Origin of the sequence: Kitasatospora sp. NPDC050543 (genome assembly GCF_044457565.1) — a bacterium.
Classification (GTDB): Bacteria; Actinomycetota; Actinomycetes; order Streptomycetales; family Streptomycetaceae; genus Kitasatospora.
In genome coordinates this window covers 144,377-161,137 of sequence record NZ_JBITGZ010000010.1, presented here as the reverse complement: position 1 = coordinate 161,137, position 16,761 = coordinate 144,377, and the positions used below count along the sequence as shown (strand labels likewise).

General features: G+C 72.0%; 12 protein-coding genes and 1 pseudogene. 9 read left to right on the top strand and 4 right to left on the bottom strand.

Annotation, left to right across the window (positions count from 1 at the left end; translation table 11 throughout):
* Positions 1-275 (bottom strand): annotated as a pseudogene (locus ACIBH3_RS15460) (hypothetical protein); the annotation flags it as partial.
* On the opposite strand from ACIBH3_RS15460, the gene ACIBH3_RS15455 reads away from it, so the two are divergent.
* Positions 274-585: a hypothetical protein gene (locus ACIBH3_RS15455; protein ID WP_396312463.1), complete on the top strand. Its 312-nt coding sequence runs from the start codon at positions 274-276 to the stop codon at positions 583-585. The pseudogene ACIBH3_RS15460 and the gene ACIBH3_RS15455 sit on opposite strands and share 2 nt — an antisense overlap.
* Before the next feature lie 734 nt (positions 586-1,319).
* On the opposite strand, the gene ACIBH3_RS15450 is transcribed toward ACIBH3_RS15455, so the two are convergent.
* Together ACIBH3_RS15450 and ACIBH3_RS15445 are read right to left on the bottom strand one after the other, a co-directional pair.
* Positions 1,320-1,463, bottom strand: coding sequence for a hypothetical protein (locus tag ACIBH3_RS15450; RefSeq protein WP_396312462.1), 144 nt, complete (start codon positions 1,461-1,463; stop codon positions 1,320-1,322).
* A gap of 422 nt (positions 1,464-1,885) precedes the next feature.
* The gene (locus ACIBH3_RS15445; protein WP_396312461.1) at positions 1,886-2,617 is read right to left on the bottom strand and encodes an SDR family NAD(P)-dependent oxidoreductase; all 732 of its coding nucleotides are present in this window, start codon (positions 2,615-2,617) and stop codon (positions 1,886-1,888) included.
* Between the two features lie 94 nt (positions 2,618-2,711).
* Here ACIBH3_RS15445 and ACIBH3_RS15440 point away from each other — a divergent pair, with 94 nt between their 5' ends.
* On the top strand, positions 2,712-3,563 hold the full coding sequence (locus ACIBH3_RS15440; protein WP_396312460.1) for a LysR family transcriptional regulator: 852 nt from the start codon (positions 2,712-2,714) through the stop codon (positions 3,561-3,563).
* A gap of 437 nt (positions 3,564-4,000) precedes the next feature.
* Here ACIBH3_RS15440 and ACIBH3_RS15435 read toward each other — a convergent pair whose 3' ends face one another.
* Positions 4,001-4,399 carry a hypothetical protein gene (locus ACIBH3_RS15435; protein WP_396312459.1) on the bottom strand — a complete coding sequence of 133 codons (399 nt, stop codon included), beginning with the start codon at positions 4,397-4,399 and terminating at the stop codon, positions 4,001-4,003.
* A gap of 413 nt (positions 4,400-4,812) precedes the next feature.
* On the opposite strand from ACIBH3_RS15435, the gene ACIBH3_RS15430 reads away from it, so the two are divergent.
* The 7 genes from ACIBH3_RS15430 to ACIBH3_RS15400 all read left to right on the top strand — a co-directional run bounded on the left by ACIBH3_RS15430 (position 4,813) and on the right by ACIBH3_RS15400 (position 16,712).
* Entirely contained in the window at positions 4,813-6,501 is a 1,689-nt protein-coding gene (locus ACIBH3_RS15430; RefSeq protein WP_396312458.1) for an acyclic terpene utilization AtuA family protein, read from the top strand.
* Positions 6,498-8,096 carry an acyl-CoA carboxylase subunit beta gene (locus ACIBH3_RS15425; protein ID WP_396312457.1) on the top strand — a complete coding sequence of 533 codons (1,599 nt, stop codon included), beginning with the start codon at positions 6,498-6,500 and terminating at the stop codon, positions 8,094-8,096. Before ACIBH3_RS15430 ends, ACIBH3_RS15425 begins: the two co-directional genes overlap by 4 nt.
* 14 nt (positions 8,097-8,110) lie before the next feature.
* Positions 8,111-10,105 carry an acetyl/propionyl/methylcrotonyl-CoA carboxylase subunit alpha gene (locus ACIBH3_RS15420; RefSeq protein ID WP_396312456.1) on the top strand — a complete coding sequence of 665 codons (1,995 nt, stop codon included), beginning with the start codon at positions 8,111-8,113 and terminating at the stop codon, positions 10,103-10,105.
* Positions 10,106-10,176: 71 nt separating this feature from the next.
* Complete coding sequence (locus ACIBH3_RS15415; RefSeq protein ID WP_396312455.1) at positions 10,177-11,406, top strand: acyl-CoA dehydrogenase family protein; 1,230 nt, start codon at positions 10,177-10,179, stop codon at positions 11,404-11,406.
* A 201-nt stretch (positions 11,407-11,607) separates the two neighbouring features.
* Positions 11,608-13,200: a 4-coumarate--CoA ligase family protein gene (locus ACIBH3_RS15410; protein WP_396312454.1), complete on the top strand. Its 1,593-nt coding sequence runs from the start codon at positions 11,608-11,610 to the stop codon at positions 13,198-13,200.
* Positions 13,201-13,365: 165 nt separating this feature from the next.
* A complete protein-coding gene (locus tag ACIBH3_RS15405; protein ID WP_396312453.1) occupies positions 13,366-14,016 on the top strand; it encodes a TetR/AcrR family transcriptional regulator in 651 nt (216 codons plus the stop codon).
* A 146-nt stretch (positions 14,017-14,162) separates the two neighbouring features.
* A complete protein-coding gene (locus tag ACIBH3_RS15400; protein WP_396312452.1) occupies positions 14,163-16,712 on the top strand; it encodes a SpoIIE family protein phosphatase in 2,550 nt (849 codons plus the stop codon).
* Positions 16,713-16,761 lie beyond the last annotated feature (49 nt).

The window sequence follows — 16,761 nt, the reverse complement described above, 5'->3', positions numbered from 1 at the left end:
ACGACCCACCCCGTCGGGATGGGGGACATGGAGCAGACGCCCATGCTGGTCTGGTTGGCGGTGTTGTTGATGTTGTAGCCGACGCCGGTGCCGGCGCAGCTGTTGCTGCTGTAGGACCATGTGACGACCCACCCCGTCGGGATGGGGGACATGGAGCAGACGCCCATGCTGGTCTGGTTGGCGGTGTTGTTGATGTTGTAGCCGACGCCGGTGCCGGCACAGTTGTTGCTGCTGTAGGACCATGTGACGACCCACCCCGTCGGGATGGGGGACATGGAGCAGACGGCGATGCTGGTCAGCGTGCTCGAATCGGTGATGGTGTACGAGACTCCGGTGCCGGGACAGCCCCAGCTGCTGTATGAGCTTGTGATGACCCATCCTGTCGGGATGGGGGAGTTGGAACATATGGTCGTGCTGGCGGCGAGCTGCTGCGGGGCCGCCTGTGCTTGCGCAGTTGCGGCGGTCATCATGCCCAGCAACAACAACACGACCGTCACCAGATTCGGGATGTGGTTCCGTAAGGTCTTCAATGCCAGCCTCAAATCTTCTCGACGGTCTACGACTACGTTGATGCAGCTGAGATGAACCATTCGCCCACTGTCTGTTCATCTCGACTGAGATGGTGTCAGAGTTGCTCCAGCGACACCAGAGTGCCGCCGGAGAGTGCCTCCCTCTTCGGAAGTCGCTGCCCTGCCCCGTGTGATCGGCGGGTGTCCCTGACGGACACGGTGCCGTTGTCACCGCGGGAGGGATCGTGTGATCAAGTCGTGCTCGGCGATGGGAGATGGCCGATGTGCCTTCGATGGTGGGGCCGCTGGAGGGCCGGAGGCGGCTGCCCGGCGCCCCCGTTACGACGCGAGGTGGACTTCTAGGTGCGCCAGGCGGCAGCCCAACGAGCTCGTCACGGTTGGCGGCGAGCCGTCGAGGGCCCGGGCGGACACGGCCGCCCGTCTCCTGCTGGTCTTTGATGTGCCAGAGCCGGCGCCGGTAGGGCTCCGCGTTCCGGCCTTGGCGCCTGCGGGCGCCGCCAGTGCACCCGCGCCCACAACCCGCCTCGTGGTCTCGGCAGTTGGCCGGCGCGAGCGGTGCCAACCACGGCTGGCTTGTGTCAACCAAAAGCTGTGGCTGCACCTACTCGCTGTGACTGCAGTGCGCGTGGCCAACGATCGATTCCGGTCTTGTGACTGGAAGTTGTAGTTGGCGGGCAGGTCTGCGGTGCGTGCAGGTGGCTGCGTCGGCTGGAAGTGGTGGTTGGCGGTTTCTGGAAGCGAGAGTTGGCGGTCGCCACGGCTATCGATTACGGAGAGTGAGACGAGCGCTTAGGCGATGGTTGCATCGATCTTCTGTGTCAGCTGCTGGGTGTAGTCGTCGAGGATCTTCCGCAGGGTTCCCCAGAAGCCGTTTCCTTCCGGGGTGTGGAGATGGTCCAGGACCGCGTGCTGGGGCCATCCGGGGCTGATCAACGTCGGGTTCTTGGTCAATGGCGGCTCGAAGCAAGGGGCGAGACCCCATTCGCTGCCTGGACAGACCCGGACCCCGGCGGGCGTCTGATCATTTAGGGCCGTAGCCCGCTCTGGATGACAGATCCCATGCTGACTCGACAGTGAGCCTGCCGAGTCACAGTCATGAGCCGGGACGCGGTAGTTGGAACCACGAGGGAGTGGCGAGCTGGCGGTTTGGGCCTCGTGGGACACGCTTGTCAGAACCATTTGGTCACGCTTCTCGCAACCAGGGGTGAATTGCCGTTCATGTTGGAACCAGTTGAGGTGCGGAGCGGTGCCCTGGGCGCCGGAGCGTTTACCGCGGCGGCTGCCGCAGTTGGTGAACCTGTTCGAGACGCGCGGGCGAAGCAGCAAACCCCGGCGGGCGATGACGGTCCTGCACATCACCAGGGAACTACGCCAGCGTCGTTGAAGAACTGTCCAGTCGGGCCGTCGTCGGGCAGGGTCGCGAGTTTGATGGCGATCGCCGCGCCCTGTTCGGGGGTGCGCACGCCGCGGAAGCCGTTGAGGTCGGTCGCGACGTAGCCGGGGCAACCGACGTTGATCAGGATGTTCGTGCCGCTCAGCTCCCGGGCGTACTGAAGGGTGACGGCGTTCAGGAACGCCTTCGACGGCGCGTACGCCACGGACACCGGACCTGCAGTCTGCTCGGCAGCGGGTCCTGACTGCCGGGCGAGGGAGCCGACGCTGCTGGACATGTTCACGATCCGTGGTGCGGCGGAGCGGTGCAGCAGCGGCAGCATCGCATTGGTGACGCGAATGACGCCGATCACGTTGGTCTCCACGACCGTCCGGACGGTGGCGGGATCGACCCGGGTGGGTTCCTGGGGCATGCCGCCGGTGATGGCGGCGTTGTTGACGAGCACGTCGAGGCGTCCGGCCTGTTCCTCGATCAGCCGTGCGGCGGCGGTCGCGCTCGCGTCGTCGGTCACGTCCAGGGGTACGCCGAATGCCTCGACGCCGGCCGCGCGCAGTCTGTCCACCGCGGCGTTGCGGCGCTGTTCGTCGCGGGCGCCGACGCCGATACCCCAGCCGAGTGCGCCGAGGCTCGCAGCGATCTCGTAGCCGATTCCCTTGTTGGCGCCGGTGACCAGCGCAATCGTTCGTTCGCTCATGGGGACCATGCTGCTCTCTGGCCCCGACGGGGTCCAACACCGATCGGGTGGGCAACGATACTGTCCAGGTATTGATCCGGGATACCGTGGCGGCATGGAGACCCGGGAACTGCGGTACTTCGTCGCCGTCGCTGAAGAGTTGCACTTCGGGCGCGCCGCACAGCGGCTCGGGATCACCCAGCCGCCTTTGTCACGGGCGATCCGGCAGCTCGAACGTCGACTCGGGACAGCGCTGCTGGATCGGACCAGTCGCACGGTCACGCTGACCGAGGCCGGCTGGGTGCTGCTGGTCGAGGGCCGGGCGGCCCTCGACGCGGTCAACGCCGCCGAGCGGCGGACCCGCCGCGCCGCCCTGCCCGCGACCGGCCGTCCCGGCCTGGTCCTGGTCACGAAAGCCAGCGCGTCCAGCGAACTGCTGGCGAAGCTGCTCGACGCGTACGCCGCCGAACCCGGCGCGGTTCCCGTCGACGTCATTCTGTGCGGCCCGGCCGAGCAGGAACGACTTCTGCGCGAGGGCCGGGCCGACGTGGCGCTACTGCACCGGCCGTTCGACTCGACGGCCGGGTTCCACACCGAAGAGCTCAGCACGGAGGGCCAGGTCGTGATCCTGCCGGCCGGGCATCCGCTCACCGTCCGGACCTATGTGCACATGGCCGACATCACCGGGCTGCCCGGCCTGCCCCTGCCACGCTGGCCCGACCCCGACGGCACCTACCCGCCCGGCCCCGGCCCGCAGGTCCGCGACCACGCGCAGTTGTTGCAGCTCGTCGCGCTCGGCCGTGCCTGCGCGGTCTCACCGGAGTCGTGCCGAGCTCAACTGCACGGTGACCTCGCCGCCGTGCCCGTTCTGGACGCGCCGAAAGTCACCACCGTGATCGCCTGGCCACCGCACAGCCGGTCCAGAGCCGTCGCCGACCTTGTCCGGACTGCGATACGCCTCCAGTAGTTCCAACATGCCTGGCCAGGTTCCACCTATCGTGGCCCGGCTCAAGTCACTCAGTGTGGCGGGAGTGTGGAGCCGCCACCCATCGGTTTCAACCGCCACCTATCGGTTCCGGTCACACCGGGTGTGACCGTCAGCGATAGGTGGCGAGACGAGCGCCGCGTTTGCGCTGGTCACGGCACTTCTGGTCAGTCGTAGTTGGCGGGAGTTGGCAGCGATAGTCGGCGACTCAGCGCCCCGGAGCGCACTGCCGTCGGCGAATCCCCCGGTGTGACGCAGCAGGCTGGCTGTCGTGTCAGCGAGGAATCCGTCGTCCAGAATGCGCGGTAGGGCATTGCTGATGAAGGGCCTCACCCCGCCGAAGCCGAGCGTTACAGCATGCGAGCGGCCCCGCGCACCGGGAACGGTACGCGGGGCCGCTGTGTGTCCACAGGCTGGGTTCAGCAGTGGGGCAGACCGGGCACGACATGGAACATTGTCGCGCCGTCCACGTACGGTGCGAACGTCCAAGTCACCCCCACACCGACCGACTGGCCGTACTGCCACACGGCCTCGGTGCGGTACCAGACATCACCGTCACTGCCGACGTACCCCCCGGCCACCCAGCAGTCCGCCCAGACCCAGCCGCTGTTCGGCGGGAGGGTCATGTTGTTGTACTTGCTGGATCCCGCGTCGGGGGAGGTGTAGACGCCCACGTAGTGGCTGGTGGTCAGCTGGATCCATTGCGGGGCGGAGCCGTGGTTGTTCGGGTTCGGGTCGGCGGACGCCTGCGAGGTCGCGCAGAAGATGGATGCCCCAGCCATGGCGAGCGCGGCGAGAGCCTTGATCGAGCGGGTCATGGTGTTTCCCCCGGATTCCTTCCGGCCCCCCTCTGTGGGTCCGGTCGGTGTACGAGCAAACCGCACCCGGGTTGTGCGGTCCAGACCACAAACCGGCCAGGATTCGCAAGCCGGAAGCCAGCCGTCAGATACCTCGCTGATCCAGCGACAGTTGTCGTGCTGACCTGGCCGCCGAACCGCACGTCGAGTGACGCAGTCGGCGACAAGTAGCGTGCCCAGTCACACCAGGTCACGGCGCCGAGCGCGGCCGTCTCGCCATCTAGCGCCGCCAACCGCCACCTATCGATTCCGGTCACACCGGGCGCGAGACGCGCCCCGAGTGGGTCTCGCATCAAAACAAGCAGGCATGATTGCTTTTTCTTCTTCCCGATGCCACGCTGCTGCCCGAAGGAAACCGGCAGGGGAGGCGTAGGGTGCTGCGGATCGGCAATGCTTCGGGGTTCTACGGGGACCGCTTCGCGGCCTTCCGCGAGATGCTCACCGGTGGGCCGCTGGATGTGCTGACCGGCGACTACCTGGCCGAGCTGACCATGCTCATCCTGGCCCGCGACCGGTTGAAGGACCAGCGGCTCGGTTACGCCAAGACCTTCCTGCGCCAGCTGGAGGAGTGCCTGGGGCTCGCCCTCGACGGGGGCGTCCGTCTGGTGGTCAACGCCGGCGGCCTCAATCCCGCCAAACTCGCAGCCGACATCCGTGAACTGGCCGGACGTCAGGGACTCGCCGCCCGCGTCGGGCACGTCGAGGGCGACGACCTGCTGCCCCGGGCCGCGGAGTTCGGCTGGCCCGCCGGGCTGCTCGCCGCCAACGCCTACCTCGGCGCGTTCGGTATCGCCGAGTGCCTGAACGCCGGCGCCGACATCGTGGTCACCGGGCGGGTCACCGACGCGGCCCTGGTCGCAGGCCCGGCCATCGCGCACTTCGGCTGGGGCCCGCAGGACCTGGACGCGCTCGCCGGCGCGGTCGTCGCCGGACACGTGCTGGAGTGCGGCGCCCAGGCGACCGGCGGCAACTACGCCTTCTTCGGCGAACTCGACGCCACCCGGCCCGGGTTCCCGCTCGCCGAGCTGCACGCGGACGGCAGCAGCGTGATCACCAAGCACCCCGGCACCGGCGGCGCCGTCACCACCGGCACCGTCACCGCCCAGCTGCTGTACGAGACCGCCGGCCCCCGGTACGCCGGCCCGGACGTCACCGCCCGGCTCGACACCGTCCGGCTCACCCAGGAGGGCCCCGACCGGGTCCGGATCGACGGCGTACGCGGCGAAGCCCCGCCGCCCACCCTCAAGACCGGCCTCAACCGGCTCGGCGGCTGGCGCAACGAGGCCGTCTTCGTGCTCACCGGCCTCGACATCGACGCCAAGGCCGCGCTGGTACGGACCCAGCTGGAGCAGGCCCTCGCACCGGACCACCCCGCCGAGCTGCGCTGGACCCTCGCCCGCACCGACCACCCCGACGCGGGCAGTGAGGAGGAGGCCAGCGCGCTGCTGCGGCTGACCGTCCGGGACACCGACCAGGCCAGGGTCGGACGGGCCGTCAGCGCGGCCGCCGTGGAGCTCGGCCTGGCGAGCTACCCCGGCTTCCACCTCACCGCGCTGCCCGGCCCGGGCGCACCGTACGGCGTCTTCGAGGCCGCCTACGTGGCCGCCAAGGCCGTCGACCACACCGCCGTCCTGCCCGACGGCACCCGCACCGCCGTACCGCCCGCCCCCGCCACCCGCGAGCTCGCCGACGTCCCGCCCCCGGCGCTGCCGCGGCCCCTGGAACCGGGACCCACCCGCCGGGCCCCGCTCGGGCTGGTCGCCGGCGCCCGCAGCGGCGACAAGGGCGGCGACGCCAACCTCGGCGTCTGGGCCCGCGGCGAGGACGGCTGGCGCTGGCTGGCGCACACCCTCACCGTCCAGCGGCTGCGCGAACTGCTGCCGGAGACGGCCGGGTTGACCATCACCCGGCACCTGCTGCCGAACCTGCGCGCCGTCAACTTCACCATCCAGGGGCTGCTCGGCGAGGGCGTCGCCGCCCAGGCCCGCTTCGACCCGCAGGCCAAGGCGCTCGGCGAGTGGCTCCGCGCCCGCCACCTCGACATCCCGGAGGCCCTGCTGTGACCGTCCTGCCCACCCGGCTCGACCCGGCCGGCCCGGAGTACGCCGAGCACCGCGCCGCGATGCTCGCCAGACTGGCCGAGCTGGACACCGAACACGCCAAGGCACTGGCCGGCGGCGGCCCCAAGTACGTCGAACGGCACCGGGCGCGCGGCAAGCTCCTGCCCCGCGAGCGGATCGAACTGCTCGTCGACCCGGACTCGCCCTTCCTCGAACTCTCCCCGCTCGCCGCCTGGGGCAGCGACCACCCCGTCGGCGCCGGCACGGTCACCGGCATCGGGGTGATCGAGGGCGTCGAGTGCGTGATCACCGCCAACGACGCCACCGTACGCGGCGGCGCCAGCAACCCGTGGACGCTGCGCAAGGCACTGCGCGCCAACGAGATCGCCCTGCGCAACCGACTCCCGCTGGTCAACCTGGTCGAGTCCGGCGGCGCCGACCTGCCCAGCCAGAAGGAGATCTTCATACCCGGCGGCGCGCTGTTCCGCGACCTCACCCGGCTCTCCGCCGCAGGCATCCCCACCATCGCCGTGGTCTTCGGCAACTCCACCGCCGGCGGCGCGTACGTCCCCGGGATGTCCGACCACACCGTGATGGTGAAGGAGCGCGCCAAGGTCTTCCTCGGCGGCCCGCCGCTGGTCAAGATGGCCACCGGCGAGGAGTCCGACGACGAGTCGCTCGGTGGCGCCGAGATGCACGCCCGCACCTCCGGTCTGGCCGACCACTTCGCCGTCGACGAGCCGGACGCGCTGCGCCTGGCCCGCCGGATCGTCGCCCGGCTCAACCACCACAAGGCCGGCCCGGCGCCGCACCCGTGCGCCCCGGCGCCCAGGTACGACGAGGACGAGCTGCTGGGCATCGTCCCCGGCGACCTCAAGGTGCCCTTCGACCCGCGCGAGGTGATCGCCCGGGTGGTCGACGGCTCGGACTTCGACGAGTTCAAGCCGCTGTACGGAGCCAGCCTGGCCACCGGCTGGGCGCGCGTGCACGGCTACCCGGTCGGCATCCTCGCCAACGCCCAGGGCGTGCTGTTCAGCGCCGAGTCGCAGAAGGCGGCCCAGTTCATCCAGCTCGCCAACCAGCGTGACATCCCGCTGCTCTTCCTGCACAACACGACCGGCTACATGGTCGGCAAGGACTACGAGCAGGGCGGCATCATCAAGCACGGCGCGATGATGATCAACGCGGTGTCCAACTCCAAGGTCCCGCACATCTCGGTGCTGATGGGCGCCTCCTACGGCGCCGGGCACTACGGCATGTGCGGCCGGGCGTACGACCCGCGGTTCCTGTTCGCCTGGCCGAGCGCCAAGTCCGCGGTGATGGGCCCGCAGCAGCTGGCGGGCGTGCTGTCGATCGTCGCCCGGCAGTCGGCGGCCGCCAAGGGGCAGCCGTACGACGAGGACGCGGACGCCGCGATCCGGGCCATGGTCGAGCAGCAGATCGAGGCGGAGTCACTGCCCGTCTTCCTCTCCGGCCGGCTCTACGACGACGGCGTCATCGACCCGCGCGACACCCGCACCGTGCTCGGCCTCTGCCTCTCCGCGATCCACAGCGCCCCCGTCGAGGGCGCGCGCGGCTACGGCGTCTTCCGGATGTGAGGGACACGAACGACATGATCACCTCCCTGCTGGTCGCCAACCGTGGCGAGATCGCCCGCCGGGTCTTCCGTACCTGCCGGGACCTGGGCATCGCCACGGTGGCCGTGTACTCCGACCCGGACGCCGAGGCGCCGCACACCCGCGAGGCCGACACCGCGGTCCACCTGCCCGGCGCCGCGCCCGCCGACACCTACCTGCGCGCCGACCTGATCGTCCGGGCCGCGCTGGAGGCGGGCGCCGACGCCGTCCACCCCGGGTACGGGTTCCTGTCCGAGAACGCCGACTTCGCCCGGGCCGTGCTGGCGGCCGGGCTGACCTGGATCGGCCCGCCGCCGCGGGCCATCGCCGCGATGGGCTCCAAGACCGAGGCCAAGCGGCTGATGGCCGCCGCCGGGGTGCCGGTGCTCACCACCCCGGCCGAGCCCACCGAGCGCGACCTGCCGCTGCTGGTCAAGGCCGCAGCCGGCGGCGGCGGGCGCGGCATGCGGGTGGTGCGCCGGCTGGAGGAGCTGGCGGGGCAGCTCGAAGCAGCCCGGGCCGAGGCCATGAAGGCCTTCGGCTCGGACGAGGTCTTCTGCGAGCCCTACCTACCCACCGGCCGCCACATCGAGGTCCAGCTGCTGGCCGACACCCACGGCACCGTCTGGGCCGTCGGCGAACGCGACTGCTCGCTCCAGCGGCGCCACCAGAAGGTCATCGAGGAGGCACCGGCCCCCGGCCTCGCCGACGGGCTGCGCGCCGAGCTCCACCACGCCGCCACCGCCGCCGCCCACGCCATCGGCTACACCGGCGCCGGCACCGCCGAGTTCCTGCTCGCACCCGACGGCCGGTTCCATTTCCTGGAGATGAACACCCGCCTCCAGGTCGAGCACCCCGTCACCGAGTGCGTCACCGGCCTCGACCTGGTCGCCCTCCAGCTGCGGATCGCCGAGGGCGAGGCCCTGCCCGCCGAGCCGCCCGCCGCCCGCGGCCACGCGATCGAGGCCCGCCTGTACGCCGAGGACCCCACCCGCGACTGGCAGCCGCAGACCGGCACCCTGCACCGGCTCGAAATCCCCGGCGTACGGGCCGAGTTCACCACCGCCCCGCAGGACACCGGCCTACGGCTGGACTCCGGCGCCGAGGACGGCACCGAGGTCGGCATCCACTACGACCCGATGCTCGCCAAGGTCATCGCCTGGGCCCCCACCCGCGCCGCCGCCGCCCGGCGCCTGGCCGACGCCCTCACCCGCGCCCGGATCCACGGCCTCACCACCAACCGCGAACTGCTGGCCGCCGCGCTGCGCCACCCGGCCTTCCTGGACGCCCGGCTGCACACCGGCTTCCTCGCCGAGCACGCCGAGGAACTGCTCCCGCGCGCCGCCAAACCCGACCCGCTGCCGGCCCTGGCCGCCGCGCTCGCCGACGCGGCCGCGCGCCGTACGGCGCTGCCCTCGGGCTGGCGCAACCTGCCCTCCCAGCCCCAGGTGAAGCGGTACCTGGCCGCCGACGGCACCGAGCACGAGATCCGCTACCGCCTCACCAGGGACGGTCTGCGCGCCGAGGGCCACCCCGGCACCACCCTGCTCGCCGCCTCCGCAGAGCGCGTCGTGCTCAGCGCGGCGGGACTGCGCCGAACCTTCCGGGTCGCCGTGCACGGCGCCCAGGTACACGTGGACTCGGCGAACGGCACCACCGTGCTCACCGCGCTCGAACGCTTCCCCGACCCCGCCCAGCAGACCGAGCCCGGCGCCCTGCTGGCCCCGATGCCCGGCACCGTCGTCCGCACGGCGGCCGCCGCCGGGGACGTCGTCACCGCGGGCCAGCCGCTGCTCTGGCTGGAGGCGATGAAGATGGAACACCGCGTCACCGCGCCCGCCGACGGCATCCTCACCGAACTGCGCGTCAGCCCCGGCCAGCAGGTCGAACTCGGCGCCCTGCTCGCCGTCGTCCAGCCGGCCGACCAGGCCTCCCGGTCCGACCGGTCCGACCAGGCCGACCGGTCCGACCGGACCGACCGGACCGGCTGACCGGCCGTCGCCGGTCAGCCCGTACGCCCGCACCCCCTCCGCCGCACCCCTCACGCCCGGAAGGACCCGGCATGCCCGCACCGCGTACCACCGCCGCCAGCGCCACCTCCGCTACCTCCGCCACCGCCGCCGTCGCACCGCAGGGCCCGCTGGTCGAGAGCAGCGAACGCCAGGCCCTGCGTCAGGCCGTCGGCGACCTCGGCCGCCGCTACGGCTCCGCGTACTACCTGGCCAAGGCCCGCGCGGGCGAGCCCGCCGACGAACTCTGGTCGGAGGCCGGGAAGCTGGGCTACCTCGGCGTCAACCTGCCCGCCGAGTACGGCGGCGGGGGCGGCGGCATCGCCGACCTCGCGATCGTGCTCGAAGAACTCGGCACCGCCGGCTGCCCGCTGCTGCTCCTGATCGTCTCGCCCGCGATCTGCGGCACCGTCATCGCCCGCTACGGCACCGACGAGCAGAAGCAGCGCTGGCTGCCCGGCCTCGCCGACGGCACCCGGCGCATGGCCTTCGGCATCACCGAGCCCGACGCCGGCTCCAACTCCCACCGCATCTCGACCGTCGCACGCCGCGACGGCGAGGACTGGCTGCTCTCCGGCCGCAAGGTCTTCATCTCCGGCATCGACCACTGCGACGCGGTGCTCTTCGTCGCCCGCACCGAGGACGCCAGGACGGGCAAGCTCAAGCCCGCCCTGTTCGTCGTCCCGCGCGAGACCCCCGGCTTCGAGTACCGGCCGATCCCGATGGAACTCGTCGCCCCGGAGAAGCAGTTCCAGGTCTTCCTGGACGACGTCCGGCTGCCCGCCGACGCCCTGGTCGGTGACGAGAACGCCGGGCTGCTCCAGCTCTTCGCCGGCCTCAACCCCGAGCGCATCATGACCGCCGCCTTCTCCCTGGGCCTGGCGCGCCAGGCCCTCGGCAAGGCCGTCGACTACGCCAAGACCCGTACCGTCTGGGACACGCCGATCGGCGCCCACCAGGGCCTGGCCCACCCACTGGCCCAGTGCGCCATCGAGATCGAACTCGCCCGCCTGATGACCCAGAAGGCCGCCCACCTCTACGACGCGGGTGACGACCTGGGCGCCGGCGAGGCCGCCAACATGGCCAAGTACGCGGCGGGCGAGGCCGCTGCCCGGACCGTCGACCAGGCGGTGCAGACCCTGGGCGGCAACGGCCTCACCCAGGAGTACGGGCTCGGCGCGCTGCTGGCCGCGACCAGGGTCGGCCGGGTCGCGCCGGTGAGCCGCGAGATGGTGCTGAACTACGTCGCCCAGCACACCCTGGGACTGCCCCGCTCCTACTGAGGCCGGGCGCCACCCTGCCGGGTACTCGCCCCCGCCCGTACCCTGCCGGCGCGTCCGTACCCTGCCGGTCCGGGACGGTCCGGGACGGTCCGGGACGGACGGGTACCGGCGGGTACCGGCCGACCCCGCCCGGCCACTGTTCGAGGGCGGCGCCGGTGGGCACGCTGTGAGCAGTCGTCAGCATCGAACCAGGAGACGCGCATGGTGTTCCACAGCGAGTACCCCGATGTCGAGAGTGTCGCCCTGCCCATCCACGACGCAGTCCTCGGCTCGGCCGTCCGGCACCCGGACACCCCCGCCCTGATCGACGGCATCACCGGCGAGAGCATCAGCTACGCCCGCCTCGCCGCGGCCACCCGGAGGGTCGCCGCCGGGCTGGCCGAGGCGGGTGTGCGGCCCAGGGACGTGATCGCCCTCCACAGCCCCAACACCACCGCCTACCCGATCGCGTTCTTCGGCGCGACCATGGCCGGCGCCACCGTCACCACGGTCTCCTCGCTCGCCACCGCCGGTGAGCTGGCCGGCCAGCTCGCGGACAGCGGGGCGAGCTGGATCATCACCGTCTCGCCGTTCCTGCCCGTGGCCCGGGAGGCCGCGGGGAAGCTCGCCGCGGAGGGGCGGCCGATCCGGGAGATCATCGTCTGCGACGGCGCCGAGGGCCACCGCTCGCTCGCCGACCTGATGGCCTCCACCGCCCCCGAGCCGCAGCCGCGGATCGACCCGGCCGCCGACATAGCCGTCCTGCCGTACTCCAGCGGCACCACCGGCCTGCCCAAGGGCGTGATGCTCACCCACCGCTCCATCGCCACCAACCTCGCCCAGACCGACCCGCTCTACCGCCCCGCCGTCGGCGAGCGGATCCTCGCCGTGCTCCCCTTCTTCCACATCTACGGCCTGGCCGCGCTGCTCAACCAGCCGCTGCGCTGCGGCGCGACCGTCGTCGTCCTGCCCCGCTTCGACCTCGAACAGTTCCTGCGCACCATCCAGGAGCAGCGCGTCGAGGGCCTGATCGTCGCCCCGCCGATCGTCCTGGCGCTGGCCAAGCACCCGCTGGTTGAGCAGTACGACCTCTCCTCGCTGCGGCACGTCCTCTGCGCCGCCGCGCCGCTGGACGCCGACCTCGGCGACCTCTGCGCCCGCCGCCTCGGGCTGCCGAGGGTCCTGCAGGGCTACGGCATGACGGAGCTGTCGCCCGTCACCCATGTGATGTCCCCGCACGACCCGGAGCCCGCGCGCGGCTCGGTCGGCAAGCTGGTGCCGTCCACCGAGCTGCGGGTGGCCTCCCTGGACGTACCCGGCGCGGACCTGGGCGTGGGGGAGAGCGGCGAGATCCTGATCCGCGGGCCGCAGGTGATGAAGGGGTACTTCGCCCGGCCCTCCGACACCGCCGCCACGGTCGACGAGGACGGCTGGCTGCACACCGGCGACATCGGGTACGTCGACGAGCGCGGCTACCTGTTCATCGTCGACCGGGTGAAGGAGCTGATCAAGTACAAGGGCTACCAGGTCGCCCCCGCCGAACTGGAGGCGCTGCTGCTCACCCACCCGCAGATCGCCGACGCCGCCGTGATCGGCAGCTACGACGGCGACGGCGTGGAACGGCCCAAGGCCTTCGTGGTCCGGGCCCCCGGAAGCGCACTGACCGAGCAGCAGGTGGCCGAGTTCGTCGCCGCGCAGGTCGCGCCGTACAAGAAGGTCAGGGCGGTGGAGTTCCTGGACGTCGTGCCCAAGTCCGCGAGCGGCAAGATCCTGCGCCGGGAGCTGCGTGAGCGCGACCGCCCGGCCGTGGGCTGAGCCGGCGGTGCCCGGCGTGGTGACGGCTTACGCGGCAGTGTCGGCACCGGCGGCTGCGGCGGCGGCGCGGTCGGTGGTCGCGGGAGGTCCGGCCGGGTCCGATCTGGCAGTATCAGGGGCCGACCAGGCAGGACCCGCCCGCACCCACAGGGACCGCAACCGCAGATGAGCACCGCCGCCGCCCGCACGCCCCAGCAGGACCGCAGCCGCGCCACCCGCCGCAGGCTGCTGGAAGCGGCGGTGGAATGCCTCGCCGAGCTGGGCTGGAACGGCAGCACGGTATCGGTGGTCGCCGAGCGCGCCGGGGTCTCCCGGGGCGCGGCCCAGCACCACTTCCCGACCCGGGAGGACCTCTTCACCGCGGCCGTCGAGCACGTCACGGCCGAGCGGCTGGCGGCCGTCCGTGCCCACGCGGACGAGCTGCCGGCCCGGGGGCCGGAGCGTACCGAGGCCGTCGTCGACATGATCGTCCGGCTCTACACCGGCCCGCTGTTCCGGGCCGCCCTGCACCTGTGGGTGGCCGCCGCCACCGAGGCGCCGCTGCGCGAGCGGATCGTCGGGCTGGAGAACCACGTCGGCCGGGAGTCACACCGCGCGGCCGTCGACTTCCTCGGCGCGGACGAGAGCACGCCCGGTGTCCGCGAGACCGTCCAGGCCACCATGGACATGGCCCGGGGCCTGGGCCTGGCGAACCTGCTCACCGACGACAGCGCCCGCCGGTCCGGCGTGGTCCGCCAGTGGGCCCGCCTGCTCGACTCCGCCCTCGGCGCCGCCCTCGGCTCAGCCACGCAGCCTGCCGAGCCCGACCTCGGCTGAGCCACCGCCCGGGCCACGACGCATCCGGGCCACGATGCATCCGGACCACGATCCGCCCGGACCCCGGCTCCGACCACCGCCCGGACCCGAGAAGGTATCGCCCGGTCCAAACCCGGCCACGAGGGGTCGCAGGCACGCTGATCTCCGTGCAGTCTGGAGTCGTACCCGATCGGCATCAGGCTGCCCCCGACCGGGAGGGCCGCAAGGTGGGTGGTTTCCTGATCATGGGCGGATTCGAGTGGGACGCACCTGACGAGGCCGGCCGGTTCACGGCGGGCGGCGATGCCGCACGCCTGGACGGCCACCGCCTCGTCCCGCTCGCCACCGCCCTCGTCCAGGGCGACGGCCGCATCCTGCACTGGAGCGAGGACGCGGAGGCACTGCTCGGCTACCCGGCCACGGAGGCCGTCGGCATGTATGCCGCAGAGCTGCTGGTCACCGACGAGGAGCGGCCCCGAGTGCTCGACATCTTCGAGCGGATCATGAGCGGCCAGAGCTGGTCCGGCACCTTCCCGGTGCGCCACCGCGACGGGCACGTCGTCCGGCTGGAGTTCCGCACCTACCCCATCGCGGGCCCCGGCGGCGAGCCGCTGCTGCTGGCCACCGCCTCCGACGTCCAGGCCCTGCACGACGTCGAGGCGGACCTGGCGATCCTCGACGGCATCTTCACCCAGTCACCGATCGGGATGGCCGTCTACGACACCGACCTGCGCTTCGTGCGGCTCAACGACGCGCTCGCCCGGATCAACGGTCTGCCGGTGGCCGACCACCTCGGCCGCCGGGTCAGCGAGATCCTGCCGGGGGTGAACAGCGCCGAGATCGAGCAGGTGATGCGGCAGGTGATCATCACCGGCCGGCCGGTCGTCGACGCCCGCTCGCACGGCCGCACCCCCGGTGACCCGCGCCGCGAGCGGGCCTGGTCGGCGTCCTACTACCGGTTGGAGGACTCCACCGGCCGGGTGCTCGGCGTCAGCTCGTCCATCATCGACGTCACCGAGCGCTTCCAGGCCGAGGCGCGGGCCGCCCGCGCGCAGGAGCGGCTGACCACCATCGCCGATGCCACCGCCCGGATCGGCACCACCCTCGACCTCAAGCGCACCGCCGAGGAGCTGGTCGAGGCCGTCATCCCGCGCTTCGCGGACTTCGCCACCGTCGACCTGCTCGACCCGGTGTTCCAGGGCGAGGAGCCCTCCCAGCTCGGCCCCGACCAGGGGCTCAAGCTGCGCGCGGTGGCGGTCGGGGAGGCGTACGAGTCCGGCATGGACCTGGCGGTCGACGCCGTCGGCGAGATCTCCGAGTACGACTCCTCGCGCACCTACAGCCAGTGTCTGCGCAGCGGGCGCCCGCTGCTGCGCAGCCATGTGAACGCCGATGTGCTGCGCAGCCTGGTCTCCTCGGAGGAGCGGGTCACCCCCGGGATGGCGGCCGGCATCCACTCGTACCTGATGGTGCCGCTGCTGGCGCGGGGCATGGTGCTGGGCGGCTCCGAGTTCATCCGGATGCGAAACCCGGAGCCGTTCACCGCCTCCGACGTGGCGCTCGCCGAGGAGCTGGTCGCCCGGGCCGCACTGGCCATCGACAACGCCCGGCTCTACCGCCGCGAGCGGGAGACCGCGCTCACCCTGCAGCGCAGCCTGCTGCCGCAGGAGATCCACCGCACGCTCGGGCTGGAGATCGCCTACCGCTACCTGCCGAGCAGTGTGACCAGCGAGGTCGGCGGGGACTGGTTCGACGTGGTGCCACTCTCCTGCGGCCGGGTCGCGCTGGTGGTCGGCGACGTGATGGGCCACGGCATCCGGGCGGCCGCCACGATGGGCCAGCTGCGCACCGTCGCCAGGACGCTCGCCACCCTCGACCTGCCGCCCGAGCAGGTTCTGACCCGGCTGGACGAGACGGCGTCCGGCATCGGCGACGGCCAGTTCGCGACCTGCATCTGCGCGGTCTACGACCCGGTGGACCGGATGGTCACGGTGGCGGGCGCCGGGCACCTGCCCCCGGTCTGGGTCGCACCGGACGGCACCACCAAGCGGGTGCCGCTGCCGCCCGGGGTGCCGCTCGGCGTCGGCGGGGTGGCCTTCGAGAGCATCGAGTTCACCCTCCCCGAGGGCGGCACGGTCGCGCTCTACACCGACGGCCTGATCGAACGCCGCGACCAGGACCTCGACCAGGGCATCGACCTGCTCTCCCGGACGCTCTCCGGGCCCGGCCGCACCCTGGAGGAGTCCTGCGACGCGGTGCTGTCCGCGCTGGTCACGGACGGCACGGACGACGACATCGCGATGATCATGGCCCGGGTGCTGCCCATCCCCACCGACCGGCTCGCCGTCCTGCCGCTGCGCGGCGGCGGCCGGCTGCCCGCCGAGGCCCGCCAGTTCACCCGCCGCACGCTCCAGGCCTGGGGCCTGTCCGCGCTCTGCGACTACGCGGAGCTGATGGTCAGCGAACTGGTCACCAACGCGCTGCTGCACGCCGACGCGCCGCGCCGGCTGCGGCTGTTCCGCGACCGGGTGCTGACGGTGGAGGTCGCCGACGCCGGTGGCCAGACCCCGCAACTGCGCCCGTTCGCGGAGCAGGACGAGGGCGGGCGCGGGATGTACCTGGTCAGCGAGTTGGCACACCGGTGGGGGAGCCGCCCGACCAGGGAGGGCAAGGTGGTCTGGGCGGAGCTGGAGCTCCCGCTCGGCATCGCCGGCTGAGCGCGGAGCGTCCCTGAGGTACGGGGTGCGGGGCACCGCCGCCGGGTGT